Source organism: Sphingobacterium sp. CZ-2 (genome assembly GCF_004526235.1).
In the GTDB taxonomy this organism is placed as follows: Bacteria; Bacteroidota; Bacteroidia; order Sphingobacteriales; family Sphingobacteriaceae; genus Sphingobacterium; species Sphingobacterium tenebrionis.
This window is the reverse complement of the sequence record NZ_CP038159.1, coordinates 3,543,754-3,557,971: the sequence shown is the minus strand read 5'-3', so window position 1 is coordinate 3,557,971 and position 14,218 is coordinate 3,543,754. Positions and strand designations below refer to the sequence as shown.

12 protein-coding genes are annotated in these 14,218 nt (G+C 44.1%); 3 read left to right on the top strand and 9 right to left on the bottom strand.

The genetic code is table 11. The features are described 5' to 3' along the window. Positions 1-170: 170 nt before the first annotated feature. From E3D81_RS15510 to E3D81_RS17285, 9 genes are all read right to left on the bottom strand, one after another. Positions 171-1,751 (bottom strand): hypothetical protein, encoded by a 1,581-nt coding sequence (locus E3D81_RS15510; RefSeq protein WP_134778106.1) that lies wholly within the window; start codon positions 1,749-1,751, stop codon positions 171-173. A 13-nt stretch (positions 1,752-1,764) separates the two neighbouring features. After that, positions 1,765-1,920 carry a hypothetical protein gene (locus tag E3D81_RS17300; RefSeq protein ID WP_167554338.1) on the bottom strand — a complete coding sequence of 52 codons (156 nt, stop codon included), beginning with the start codon at positions 1,918-1,920 and terminating at the stop codon, positions 1,765-1,767. Positions 1,921-2,548: 628 nt separating this feature from the next. Further along, entirely contained in the window at positions 2,549-3,838 is a 1,290-nt protein-coding gene (locus E3D81_RS15505; RefSeq protein WP_134778105.1) for a sensor histidine kinase, read from the bottom strand. A 9-nt stretch (positions 3,839-3,847) separates the two neighbouring features. Further along, positions 3,848-4,483, bottom strand: coding sequence for a response regulator (locus tag E3D81_RS15500; RefSeq protein WP_209023077.1), 636 nt, complete (start codon positions 4,481-4,483; stop codon positions 3,848-3,850). Between the two features lie 526 nt (positions 4,484-5,009). Further along, positions 5,010-5,387 (bottom strand): MmpS family transport accessory protein, encoded by a 378-nt coding sequence (locus E3D81_RS15495; RefSeq protein WP_134778103.1) that lies wholly within the window; start codon positions 5,385-5,387, stop codon positions 5,010-5,012. A 9-nt stretch (positions 5,388-5,396) separates the two neighbouring features. Next, positions 5,397-5,561, bottom strand: coding sequence for a hypothetical protein (locus E3D81_RS17295; RefSeq protein ID WP_167554337.1), 165 nt, complete (start codon positions 5,559-5,561; stop codon positions 5,397-5,399). A 280-nt stretch (positions 5,562-5,841) separates the two neighbouring features. Further along, a complete protein-coding gene (locus E3D81_RS15490) occupies positions 5,842-7,587 on the bottom strand; it encodes a hypothetical protein (protein ID WP_134778102.1) in 1,746 nt (581 codons plus the stop codon). Positions 7,588-7,605: 18 nt separating this feature from the next. After that, complete coding sequence (locus E3D81_RS17290) at positions 7,606-7,782, bottom strand: hypothetical protein (RefSeq protein WP_167554336.1); 177 nt, start codon at positions 7,780-7,782, stop codon at positions 7,606-7,608. A gap of 862 nt (positions 7,783-8,644) precedes the next feature. After that, the gene (locus E3D81_RS17285; protein WP_167554335.1) at positions 8,645-8,884 is read right to left on the bottom strand and encodes a hypothetical protein; all 240 of its coding nucleotides are present in this window, start codon (positions 8,882-8,884) and stop codon (positions 8,645-8,647) included. 120 nt (positions 8,885-9,004) lie between these two features. On the opposite strand from E3D81_RS17285, the gene E3D81_RS17520 reads away from it, so the two are divergent. From E3D81_RS17520 to galK, 3 genes are read left to right on the top strand one after another with little or no spacing between them, the layout of a single operon-like run. After that, the gene (locus E3D81_RS17520; RefSeq protein ID WP_245153238.1) at positions 9,005-11,953 is read left to right on the top strand and encodes a family 43 glycosylhydrolase; all 2,949 of its coding nucleotides are present in this window, start codon (positions 9,005-9,007) and stop codon (positions 11,951-11,953) included. Positions 11,954-12,000: 47 nt separating this feature from the next. Then, the gene (locus tag E3D81_RS15465) at positions 12,001-13,047 is read left to right on the top strand and encodes a UDP-glucose--hexose-1-phosphate uridylyltransferase (protein WP_134778100.1); all 1,047 of its coding nucleotides are present in this window, start codon (positions 12,001-12,003) and stop codon (positions 13,045-13,047) included. After that, positions 13,047-14,201: a galactokinase gene (galK, locus tag E3D81_RS15460; protein ID WP_134778099.1), complete on the top strand. Its 1,155-nt coding sequence runs from the start codon at positions 13,047-13,049 to the stop codon at positions 14,199-14,201. The genes E3D81_RS15465 and galK overlap by 1 nt, the downstream gene beginning before the upstream one ends. The last annotated feature ends 17 nt before the right edge of the window (positions 14,202-14,218 follow it).

Genomic DNA, 14,218 nt, shown 5'->3' with positions numbered 1-14,218 from the left:
TGGGGCGATCTTCCATGGAAGTGCACGAACTGATCAGCATTTCCGTGTGTACCTAGAACAGTCCTGCCCCACTGGAACCGCAACGTTTTTTTTGAAAGGAGAGGGCTAAACCATTTGTCTTCTCCATGGATATTTTTCAATGGTTCCCCATGGATGGGCAAACCTTGAAATCAACTGCAGGGGATCTTCTTTTTTCCGCTGCCGTTACCCACCAGGATGGTTCTTCCATCCACTAATTGCGTAACCTTTATGATGTTATCACCCTGTAGGGCAGTGTTCCATTTGAATGTATTGAATGTGTTCCCATTGAACAGCTCCAATTCATATAACGGTCCTCCGGAGACCTTGGAGCCGAATAGCGTTACTTCGCCTTTTTTTCCGATCACGACCTTTACCAGAGGATTTGAGGTGGTACCTTTCATATTATAGACAGCACCGATATTGTTGCCACCTTCGGAATTTATGCCCTGATAGAGCGATCCGTCCTTGAACCTTATGTTCTGGGATGAAGATGCACCCCTCTCGAACTGAATTTCCCTAGCAGCAAGCCTTACGCCGTTCAGTTCCATATTGAAGGCATTATCGAGTTCGGTTATATCGAAAACAAATCCGTAATCAGCACCCGGGGCGATAATGGTCCTGGAAATAGTTTCCCCCCTTGCGTAGAAAACGTTGTCCTTCCATATGCCCGAAACACCTCCGTAAAAGGATTCTGGATAGTTCCAGTTCATTCCCTGGACACTACCGACATTTTCCGTACAGGTCTTGAAATTCAGTTTTAGGGTATAGCTTACCCCTGGGGTGATCCTGATTTTTGGTATGGAGAAGTTGGTCTTTGTCTCGTCATCGATCGTTATGGTACCGAAATTTAGGACCCCAGTGGTTGTGGCCGGTGAGATCAGGAAACTTGGAGTACTTGTCATAGTCCTTGATCCTAGTTGCGATGTGGGGAAAACAACCGGACAGCCAGTCTGTTTTTCCATCAAATAATCAAATGAGTCGCCAGTGAAACTATAGGTCGCATATTCATATGCCGGTTTAATGGAACTGTTAGAAATATTGTTGAATGTTCCCACGGTCGTCGGATCTGCTGTCAGTTGTGTTGTGATCGAACTGTACCTGTGTTTAAGGATTATGCTCAGAAGGTTCACCCCGACATTCAAGCGGACCTGCTTTGTAAAGGTCATCAGATCACCAGCAACCTTGGAAAGCTTTACGGTGGAGAGTTTTTGCTTATCAATGATCGTTGGTAGGGTATTGGTTGAATTTATGGAAAAAGCAAGGAAGGTATAAGTTTTCTCACTGTCCAACAGTAGGGGCGCCACACTACCTTCAGCACCGTAGTTATAGTTCCTCTCGGTGACATAGTTCCCCTGGTCATCATAGACCAGGACGGAGTAGGCGATATTATTGCCCAAAGGCTTTCTTTTGATAGCAGCCCGCGAATCTGCCTTCAGGGAATTTTGTTTGGTCTTCAAGGGGCCCTTGTCCTGGGTCCAGGAATATTCAACCAAAGTATGATCCGAATAATTTATCGATCCTGAAGACTGCCTGATGGGCGCCGAAGATATTTTTTCCGGATTTTTGGTCAAATAATCCTCCTCTGACTCGTCAAGGGAAGATATCGTGACCTCGACCTTCGCCTGATTACCTTCGGCTAGGTCCTGATTCTCCTGTTTACATGAGTGGAGGATACCAACAAAGAAAATAACCAATAAATTTAACAATAGATTTCTAGGGGTCTTCATCATCTTATCTATTAAGTTACCAATCAATCGAGCGGCTTGGCTCTTCTTCCTCTTCCCATTCCTCAATAATCTGGTTGTTCGGGTTATGTGGTCTAACTGTTGCTGAACCAGCACAGATCCCTGATTCCAGCTCTATCTCAAGAACTGTTATCATTGGTGCAATGTACCTCATGATGGTGATGTTTTATTTAGTAGTGTAATTCTGAGGACAAATCTATGTGATAGAATCTTATTGAAAGAAGAGGGTTTAAGTTTATATAAATTTTGTAGAGGTAATTCGACCGACCATTGCTTATCGGGAATATATTTGTTGTTCTAACATCTAAAAAAGTTGTATAAATTAATTGTTGGTTTGTTCTGGACTTCACAACAGGACCTATCAGCGAATTTTGCCAATGCGTGAACATGTGGTACGATGGGAAAGTTCCTCTGTCAACCAGACGGAATTTGAAGCTCTGGATCCTCATTCGGAATATAATGGAAATTAACAACCAGGTGTTTTGTCATCTCCTTCGCTCCTCAGGCAATCGAACAGGTCGTTCCAATTTCCCATGAAGATTTTCACTTGCTGTGCTGCACCTGTGAAAGTAAAGTCCAGTAGCAAAAAGGGTTACAGCGCAGAAGCCATTATCATCCGGTACTATAGATTTGATAATACTGGTCTTTGTTTACGTAATTGTGGTATCGATAATAATTCCACATGGGGTCTATGTCAGAAATTTGGTAAAGGAGAGGACCTGGGATCCATTTTGCACAAAAAATAAGTCCCTCAAGGGAATCATTCTAAGGGTGTTCCCAGGCTAATTATCGGTAAGGATCTTAATATCGATCTGCGTCCCGTTCGCATCGGACCTTAAGCGTATTTCCCCATTGAGTTTTTCTACACGCCTCTTCATCGACTTTAGGCCATAACCTTCAGCCCTATCGTTCGAAAGACCAATGCCGTTATCTTCAACGATCATGTGGATGGATCGGGAGTCTGCGGTGATAGAAAAATTCACTGAGCTGCCCTGGCTATGCTTGGCGCAATTATGGAAAGCTTCCTTGAGTATCAATAGCATGTTGTACCTAACCTCTGCATATATACTGGATCCAGGATCTTGTAGGTTGGATTCAGCTTTAAATAAAATAGGGGTCCGCTCGAAATATTCCCTTCCATATCTAATGCAATATTCCTCGAAATTCTTCAGATTATCGTTTTGCGGGTTTATTGACCATAGCATTTCTCGGATGGACTTATTCATATGGTCGGCAATGTTGATTAGGGCGTCCAGGTCATCGTGGTTTAGGGTATTTGAACCTTGTTTCTTAAGGATTTCAGATTGTAGTTTTATAGCAGACAGGCCCGCTCCAAGTTCATCGTGCATGTCAAATGCAATGCGCTCCCTCTCAAGGTTCAGGGAGTTCTCTTTTTCCTTCTTTTCTGTCTCCACCAGGTACTCCAATCTTTCTATTTCATTCTTCTGTTCACTCTCTTTGGTAATTATGGCCAAAAAGAAGAAGCAGAAACAGATTATGATCTCAGTTTGGAACAGTAGGTATCCGGAAATATAGCGGTGGAGGCCGAATAACTGATCACCTGTATATATCAGCACCGCACAGGTGATGACGGTAAGAAGGCCATATAGGATGTACAGGTAATATCCGGTCCTTTTTTTCCAAACATAAGATATCATCACTGCTATTATATACAGATCTACAAACGAATATAAGGATCTATAGATAGAATTGATGGATGAAAAAAGGACGGAACCTGATATTAAAAGCCTCGAAATCAACCCTATGCTAATAAAGATCATCCCGGATATCAGACTAATCCTAACAAATTTACTTCGCCGTATATCCAGGAAAGATAGGATAAATGCATAGAAAAATATTACCACTGCTTTTCTGGAGATACGGATCCAGGTATAATCCCCGTTCACAATCTCCAGGCGAAGTATTAAATTTGTGGTAAAGGAAAGGCTGAGCAGGGCCAGGAACAGATAATATTTATTGTTCTGTTCATAAAAGTATTTGAAGATCAGATACAACATAAAACAGATGTTGAATCCAATATTCAATAGACTGAAAATAGTTTCGTTCAACATGTTTTTCCGCTAGTCGTACTTCCGTAAAAAGTTGATTGCTTCCACCTTATTTTTTACGCCCAGTTTTTTGTAGATGTTACTGATATGTTTTTTAATCGTTTCTACCGAAACATGCTTGTTATGGGCGATCTCCTTATAGGGTTGTCCTTTGGCCATTATTTCCAATACCATTAGCTCAGTAGGGGAAAGATCGGGTATACGATTCTGTTTTTCAGACTGTTTCCTGAAGAAGTTGAGGACTTTTTGTGCGATGGTTCTACTCATCGGTACACCGCCGTTATATGCCTCGTGGATAGCTTTGGTGATGTTTTCCAGACTTTCCCCTTTTACCAGATACCCTACGGCTCCCGCGCGTAGCGATTCAAAGACTCTCTCTTCCTCCTCAAAGCTTGTAATGACCACAAATGTGCTCTCAGGCATTTTTTCCTTCAAAAGCCTGATCAGATCGCTGCCTAAATAATCCTTTAGGTGGAGATCCATCAAAACTAAGTCCGGCCGCACCGATGGTAATTGAACAAGTGCATCCGCTCCTGAATATATCTGGGCAACACAGTTGAATTCCTTGTGCAGGTCCAACACTCTCTTAAGGGTGTGGTTATAGAATTTTTCATCCTCTACTATGGCGATAGATATCATGTTGGTCATTTTAGCAAATATTGGGAAATTGATATTATTTACCAATAACTATTTTTCGTTATGGTACCTCCCCTGATCCTATTCCAATCCCATGAGCCTCATGCCCCACGGACGTTTTTATTGCCTAATTGTACTGGTTGGAAATGATAATCCTTTTGAAAAAGTGGGATTCAGGAAGATTCTTCCATCAGTTTGAATCACTGAGGTATTCAGACCGGAATGACCGATGAGGCGTCTTCCGATTTCTATGGGACCTGAGTATGACAAAGGTCGGGTATGCGATATGCTACCTGTGTGATTTGGGAGGAAGGGATGACCGATGTTAATGGTACTGTTCCTAAGGAAGAGTTAACGGAAATGGAGGAGGGGGACGCTCAGCTGATAGCGTTCCTTAAAAAGAAGTATGTTTGGTAAAGTTCATATCCGATCGTTCCATGCCATTCCCCCCAAGCAGGAAAACCAGTTATAACAAATCTAAAGGGTGAGTGGTTCACCTGCGGATTGGATTGGCCTGGAACGCGTGGTACGGACCTACCTAAAAGTAGGAAACATTTGTCTGTAGGATCTTACCGGTGGAAGGGGCACTTTCCTTAACGACCTTTCCATCAATGATGATCTGTGCTTTTAGCGTGGAACCATCATCAGGTCCTGTGCCATTTGCTGAGGCCATAGGTGTTTTGGTAGATACGCCCACCTCACTGGTCCATTCACTGCCAAAGGAACCTGTCTTTGAAACGGGTGTGTCACCATCATAATAGACGATCGTGGTGATATTCACACCTGCAGAACCAATGATCTTGTACTGAACCTTCCTTTCCACCTGATCATCTGATGGACCATCGTCCTTGCTACAGGATGAGAAGAAGATCGGAAGAACCAATAGGATCAGGGATAATAGTTTAAAGTTTTTCATAAATTATTTTTATATGTCCCGATAATCAGCAAATATGGAGCCAGATTCTTCAGTGGCAAAAAATCGATCCCTTGATTTATTCTGATCCTTCCAATAGGTAACGGCCATGGAAACAACCGGTATAAGGATCAAATAATGGGATGGTAACTGATATCCTCCTTTAACCGAAACCATGCCCTGCAAAACTGATGGGGATAGCCGGTTAGCTACATTTTCAACAACTCGTGCCGGATAACTTGTCCATTATCAGACATATGTCTTATTTTTGCTGCATATTTTTCGCCAATATAATTCGTTGGTACGCCCATCCAGGCATAGTTAGATGTGATGTCCATCCCCCCTCCCCGGTGGGATGGACTTATTTTTTAGTCACATGGCCAACCATACATTTGAGGCACAGGGGAAAAAGAATTAATGTCCTATTGTGGAATTTTCAGCATTGAAGGACAGTTCCTTAATAATCAGCCGCCGGTAAGGCAGGGAGCTGGGCAGATGTCCAGTTCAGGTCCCTGACACATTTGATATTGGCCCCACGGTTCTTAGCCATACTGGATAAACTGAAGTTCCCTGAGGTAGAACCGCTTGAAACGATACTTAACATATATGCATTGGTGCTACTGGACTGATCCCCGGACCAATAATAGCCATAGGCTGTGCCAGAGGAGGAGATATTATATCCGGTGACCGCATAGCTGTTCACGTTCCTATATCCATATAAAGGGAACGAGAGCCTGTTTTCGGGATCGTAAGGGTTATCCGAACCAGAGAAGTCAAACCTTAACAAACGTATGGTCTCCCTTCCTCCATAATGGCGGAATTGTCGTGATGAATGCGATGAGAGCCTATTGATGTCTGTGTTTGTTGGCATCTTCCATCTACCGGCAGGATATACCAATGCACAGGGATCGTTCGTTCCCGAACTTGCCGCAGTTGCGCCCGATGATAAGGCCCGCCAGTTCAGATATTCACCTTTTGCCTCACTGGTGGACCCCGAAGCCACTATCCTGTAGGCATTGGATGCGGCATGGAAACGCATCCTATATTCCGCAGAGGGGGTTCCGCTGCCCTTTACATATAGGTTTCCCCTTGCCCATTCGGTCCGGGAAGTACCTGATCCTATTGTTTTGGGCGTCATTATCAATGTTATGGTGACCCTATAACGCTTATTGTGCTGTGGTGTGAACGGTGTGGCCACCGTGAACTCGCGATTTGTGAATACAATGGGATCCCCCCATTCCGGATAGAGATCTCCTCGCAGGGTCAAGGTGGAAATGTTCACCTTAAAGTTCGAGATCTGGTTCTGGGCATCTACAGTGTAGAAATTCGTTCTTCTTACCTGGTCGGAAAGAGCAGCATTATGGTTCACAAAATCCGAATTGGAGCGGTTGACCAAGGGTGCGTTTGAATAGGAAACAAAATTTCCTGTCCTTAGGTTCAGGACACCGTTCTTCAACTGTCCCGCTGTCATATTGCTTACCTGTATATCACCTATCGTTCCGAACATTCCCCTGGCATCCACAACCAGTTCTATTATCGCGGACTTTTCCTTGAACAGGATGTTCAGTTTGTTGTTGTAATTCAGCGTATTACTTGTTGTAATTGTTCCCGACGCGTACAGCAGTCCCGAATTGCCAGAAAGCGAAATATTCGGGTTGGCATCATCGAAGTTCCCTGTAAAGGGTACGGAATTGTTGTAAGAATATGCAAACCAGGTGTATACGCGATTCCGGAAGGCCCCGGAAAAAGTGAAGGCTGTTCCAGAGGTTGCGTTCAATGTAGCGACCTGTGTACCTCCTTCGTAGAGTACGACCCGGTAGGTCCTGCCGATCGGCATGTCGGTGCTCGAAAGTTTAACTCCGTGTTCACCAGTTGACCTGGATCCTATGGCGGATAGGACTTTTTTGCTCGTCTGGGCATTGGTCGGGACTTCGCTCAGGCTCACCACCGCATCACAGAATTCATTGAACGGTTCCTGCTTCTGGTATAGGATACTTTGTGGGGAATGAGAGGCCGCATGGATTTTGGAAATCTGCTCCCTGTTCACATCTACGACCTGTGTCCCGTTGTCGATCCCACTTATCTCAAAGGTGATGGAAGTCCCATCCCCTTGCTGGCCAGCAGTCCCGTCCGGATCATTTTCTTTGCTACAGGAACAACAAAAAAAGAAAAGGCAATATATTAATATCAGGTGTTGTTTCATATATTTCTACTTATCCGGTTAAAGGTCAATGGAATTGTTGTACCCATCATCTGTGGTCCAGTCATCGATTTCTGGTTGGTAATTGGAATTGGATCCTCCAGGGGTAATCGAGGCCGATCCGGCGGCAATGCCATTTTCCATTCTGATATAGACAACCGAAACTTCCGGCGAGATGTATTTCTTTTTATTGCCCATGATGTACTCTGCTTTTAAACAAAAGGATTAAACTTTTAATTGCCACAAAACTAGGCTTTTCAATTGTTTTTGGGCGTCAACAGATGTGCTGGACATGGTGAAAATAAAAATTTGTAAAGGTATTACTACGGGAATGCGGACTCAATCCCTGCCAATAGAATGCTGAGGTACAAAATCATGCAACAAAATTGGATATTGCGGAAAGGGATACCCTACCCCCTCCAGAGATTAGGTAGGATCCCCTGAAATTGGGAAAGGTGAGATCGAGGTTGGTCCTATCAAGTGTCCTGAATTCTGAGGCAGTGGATAAATATTTGGGACTTTTTGATGGATATAATAAAATTGGAATACCCATTCCGATAGCCGCTTGAACAATTCTCTATGATGAGGAATTGGCTGCAAGGACCGCTCATTCCCTGAAACCCGAGTCCTGGTTGGGTACCTCAATATTAACCAAGCATATTTTTTTAATCCTTTCAGCCTCCTGGAAAAAAGGGGGCTATGTTAAGATCAGGTATACCAAAGCTTCCGGTCCATACCATCATGAGCGGTCGGATGCTTGATAGAGTCAGCGGACAGATCGTCCAGTTGATTCAAAGTCGGCACTTTTATGGTCAACGATGGGTGGTATGCTGGTCGTCTGATTTGAGAGACGGGATCAGTACACATTTGTCCCTACGCAAGGAGGTTTCGGAATTCGTTCGTAACTGTCCGTTCGGAGAGGCTGGGAGAGGTATAGGGCTCAGGAGGCACCCGATTATTTGGGATTGACAAAAATAATCAATAGATTGTGGGCTTATTAATAGTTTGTGTAACGCCCGCAGGACGAATATGGATTGCGGGCATTCATTTGATGGCCTTCTCAATGGTTACAAATATCCGTGAATTCCCCCATCATGATCACCCATGTGTTATTCCCAATCCCATTTTCCGGGATGTTATTTAAATGGTTCGCCGGAGCGATTCCCCATCGTTCCAAGAATGTCCATCTGAAGTTTGTTGTGGGAGCGAAATTCATCCAAAGACCCGCCATTCTCCCACCGGGGTATATTTCTGTGGTGCCAATCCACCCGATGGTTCTTGATCCCAGCCCAAAGATCATTTCCTGTGTTGTAAAGCAGGAAAAAAACATTAACTTTAATCTATAAATTTGTGATAAGTATTCCCGGGATTAAATAATAGGGGAAGATTTATATCCATCGACCTAACCTAAATTTCAGCAATGTCAAACACATTCCCAAAAATCCTGTTCGTTATTTTACATGTTCTTCATTTTGTATTCTTTCCTATCGGATCAATTGCCAGCCCCGGAACCTCTCCGGTATATTTAGGTGATCCCTTTGTGCTGCTCTACGATGGAACCTATTATGCCTACGGAACATCAAGTGCTGACGGTATCAGGGTGTATACTTCCGATGATCTAGAGACCTGGAAAGAGCCAACGCGTAAACTTGCATTAAATAAAGCGGATGTTTGGGGGGAAAAATGGTTCTGGGCTCCGGAAGTGCATTTCCATAAGGGTAAGTTCTATATGTTCTATACTGCTGAAGAGCACATCTGTGTCGCCACATCCGATAGCCCGTTGGGACCTTTTACACAAAAGGAAAAAAAGCCGATGATAGCCGATGAGAAATGTATAGACAATTCGCTGTTCATCGATGAAGGTAGGCCATATATGCTGTACGACAGATTCAATGATGGGCTGAACATATGGATTGCGGAGCTCGAACCCGACCTTTTACATATTAAGAAAGGAACGGAAAAACCGGTCATCCAGGTATCCCAGGATTGGGAAAAGGTATGGCCCAGGGTAAACGAAGGCGCTTTTGTCATTAAAAACCATGGGAAATACTATCTCACCTATTCCGCTAATAGTTATGAAAGCCCGTTCTATGGGATAGGTTTCGCCACCTCCGATAAGATCACTGGACCTTGGAAAAAATACGATGCCAATCCTATCTTCCAAAAGCCTAAAGACCTAGTTGGGGTGGGGCATTCTGCAACTTTCATCGATAAAAACGGAAAGCCAAGGATCGTTTTCCATTCCCATCACGATCAGGAAAGGATCCATCCCAGGATCATGCATATCGGTGAGGTGTATTTTGAAGAGGAAAAGGGCGAACAGGTCATGCGGGTCAAGCCAGACTTCTCAACCCCTACTTTAATTAGGAAGGACCCCACCTTCAAGAATCCGGTTTTCCAACCTGTTCTGGCCGATCCATCCGTTATAAAGGATCCAAAAACCGGATTATACTATGCCTATGGAACCCAGGATAATTGGGATGATGGCAAGGGATCTAGGTTAGTGCCCATTCTGGAATCAAAGGATATGGTGAATTGGAAATATGTTGGCTCTGCCTTTCAGACCAAGCCAACCTGGAAAAATGCCGGGGGCATATGGGCTCCGGATATCAATTACGTGGACGGAAAATATTACTTATATTATTCCTTTTCTACTTGGGGCGATCCAGACCCTGGAGTGGGTCTGGCCATTTCCGATTCTCCAAAAGGGCCTTTTATCGATCAAGGGAAATTGTTCAGTAGCAAGGGTATTGATGTACCCAATTCCATCGATCCATTTTATCATGAAGATCAAGGAAAGAAATATCTCTTCTGGGGATCGTTCAATGATGGGCCGAAACAGGGAACCTTTGCTGTAGAATTGGATAAGGATGGTAAAACTCTCAAGAATACAGAAAAGGTCAAGATCGCCGCCGGTGATTTTGAAGCGGTAACCATTTATAAAAAGGGCGAATATTATTATTTTTTGGGTTCTAAAGGCTCTTGTTGCGAAGGAGCAAACAGCAAATACCATGTTTTGGTAGGTCGTTCCAAACAGCTATTAGGTCCCTATGTTGATCAACAGGGACGAGATCTTAGAGAGCGTGGCCATGGCACCCTTATCCTTCAAGGGACTCCGGAAATTGCCGGGCCGGGCCATACCTCTGGAATCATTGCGGATGACCAGGGAAAGGAATGGATCTATTACCACAGCATAGACAAAAAACACGGAAAACTGCCCAACAATACTTCGCGTAGGATGCTTTTTTTGGATGAGGTCAACTGGAACAATGGCTGGCCAATTATCGGAGCTGGGAAGGCCAATCTGAACGATATTCCGATGCCTACTGTACGGCCGACAAACCGCCAGCCAGAAACCTTGCCCGGAAATCCATTAAAAGTGGCATTGGGTGATCCCTACATCATTTATGATGATACCTCCGACAGATATTATCTTTATGGAACCGGTGGAACAAAAAACGGATTTGTTGCTTATTCCTCCAGTGATCTAAAGGATTGGAAAAAGGAAGGGGTAATATATACCAACATTCAGGAGAAAGCTTGGGGAACCAAGGATTTTTGGGCACCTGAAGTCTATAAATGGAATGATAAATTCTACCTCTTCTATTCGGCACATTGGAAGAACAACCCCAATAACGAACTGGAGAACTATAAAATAGGGGTGGCGGTTTCCGACAAGCCGACCGGACCATTTGTGGATATGACCGGAGAACCACTTTTCGACCCAGGATATCCCATCATCGATGCCAATGTTTTTGTGGAGGAAAGTGGAAAAATGTACCTCTATTATTCCCGATGTTGTTACAAACATCCCGTGGAATCTGAAATTTCCCAATGGGCAAAACAACAGGGCATCTTTTCGGAGATCGAGGAGAGTTGGGTTTATGGGGTAGAATTAAAACCTGACCTGAGTGGGGTGATCGGGGAACCTGAAATGCTTTTGAGACCACCACTGAAAATGGACGATGTACAGGCAGAATGGGAAAGCCGATCGGTAAACAACAAGGAAGTCAACCGCCGTTGGACTGAAGGATCCTACCTGATAAAGCAGCAGGACACCTATTATATGATGTATTCTGCGAACTTTTATGCCGGAAAATATTATGCGGTAGGCTATGCGACCTCCAAAAATCCATTGGGACCGTTCAAAAAATCCAAGCATAATCCGGTATTGGAGAAGAACACCGAAAAGGGTGGAGATGTGACAGGAACCGGGCACAATTCCATCCTGGTAGGAAGAGGAGGGAAAATGTATTGTGTTTACCATGGAAGGACTACACAGAGCGGGCAGGATAGGGTCGTTTTTATCGATGAAATGGAAATTGATAAAAAAGGTGTGTTAAAAGTACACGGACCAACCACGAAATAAGGATTGATTCGTATATTAGACCCACCTAAATATTAATAAACCGGTCCATGTTTGCAATAAACGACATACCCCATACCCGTATCAATCTCCTTACAGGAGAGAAAATATTGGTTTCTCCGCATCGCAGTAAGCGTCCTTGGCAGGGACAAGTGGAAGATCTAGCCAGCGATAACCGTCCTGCCTACGATCCTAAATGCTATTTATGCCCTGGGAATAACCGTGCAGATGGCGATCATAATCCCCAGTACAAAGCACCATTCGTTTTTGTGAATGATTTCTCTGCCCTGCTGAAAGATAGTCGGCAAGGGGAGATCAATGTTTCTGATCTATTACTGGCAGAAACGGCAAGAGGGATCTGTAAGGTGATCGCTTTTTCGCCAAGACATGATCTGACCCTTCCTGAAATGACTGTAGAGGACCTGAAGTTGGTGGTAGAAGTTTGGAAAGGAGAATTTCAGGAATTGGCCTCGCATGAATGGATAAAATACATCCAGATTTTTGAAAATAAGGGGGCGATCATGGGATGTAGCAACCCGCATCCACACGGACAGATATGGGCACAGAATTCCGTTCCAGTAGAGGTCGAAAAGGAAGAACAAAGACAAGTGGAATATTTTGACACACATGGGCGTAGTCTGCTATCGGCCTATTTGGAAGTAGAGCTTCAGGAAAAGGTCAGAATATTGATCGATGCTGAACATTTTGTGGCGTTAGTTCCGTTCTGGGCATCCTGGCCATACGAGACCATGATCATCAGCAAACGTCATGTGCAGGACATTCGTGATTTTTCGGAGCTAGAATGTGAGGACCTGGCCAAGGTACTGAAGGAACTGACCACCAAATACGATAATATATTTGAAACATCCTTTCCATATTCTGCAGGGATGCATCAGGCACCTGTGAATAGTGGGGATCAGGGTTTCTGGCATTGGCACATGCACTTCTATCCGCCTTTATTGCGTTCTGCCACAGTTAAAAAATTCATGGTAGGGTACGAAATGTTGGCCAATCCACAACGTGATATCACACCAGAAACGGCCGCAGAGACCATCAGGAATCAATCAAACATACATTATAAAGAAAGAAAAGTTTAATGGATAGAAAAGAGATCAGTGACCGTTTTAAGGAGGTTTATGCTGTTGATCCGGATTTGGTCGTCAAATCACCGGGGCGGATAAATATTATTGGGGAACATACCGATTACAATGAAGGGTTTGTACTCCCTACTGCAATTGATAAGGCGGTTTATGTAGGATTGGGCAAACGTGATGATGAGGAGGTACTTCTATACGCAGCAGGTTTCAACGAATCTTTTCAGATTGATCTAGCCGACGTGGAACCGACGGATAAGGGTTGGCCAAATTATATATTGGGCGTGGTGAACCAATTGAAGGAAAGGAATAAGGCCATTTCAGGGTTCAATCTATATATTGATGGAGATGTACCTGTTGGAGCTGGACTATCCTCCTCCGCTGCGGTAGAATGTGCTGTTGGATTTGGGCTGAACAGCCTATTCGACCTGGACCTGGATCGGGTGGATATTGCGAAGATCGGTCAGTTGGCAGAACATACATTCGCAGGAGTGAAATGCGGCATCATGGACCAGTTCGCATCTGTACTGAGCAAGGAAGGATATGTGCTTAAGTTGGACTGTCGGGATTTATCCTACGAATATGTTCCATTGGAATTGGGTGATTATGAGCTCGTGCTGCTCAATACGAACGTTAAGCACTCTTTAGCAACTTCTGCTTATAATGATCGTCGTCAATCCTGTGAGAAAGCGGTTTCATTGATCCAAGAGGTCTATCCGCAGGTTAAAAGTTTAAGGGATGCGACCATAGATATGTTGAACGAGACGGTGAAGGATATCGATAAGGCAGCCTATACCAAAGGGAAGTTTGTGATAGAGGAGAATATCCGTCTTCAGCAGGCCTGTGATGCCCTAGTAAGTGGAAATATAGCAGAACTGGGCAGACAGATGTTTTTGGCGCATGATGCTTTGAGCAATGAATATGAGGTGAGTTGCAGGGAATTGGACTTTCTGGTGGAAAATGCCAAATCCCATCCACAGGTTGTTGGTGCCAGGATGATGGGGGGCGGATTTGGAGGCTGTACCATAAACATCGTAAAAAGGGGATATGGCCAAGCCTTGGTGGATGCGCTGGCTCCGACTTATGGGGAAGCATTCGGTTTGGAACTGACCCCCATTTTTGTGGAAACCAGAAATGGTTCAGAATTAGTATATTAGAATTCAATTATAAACTT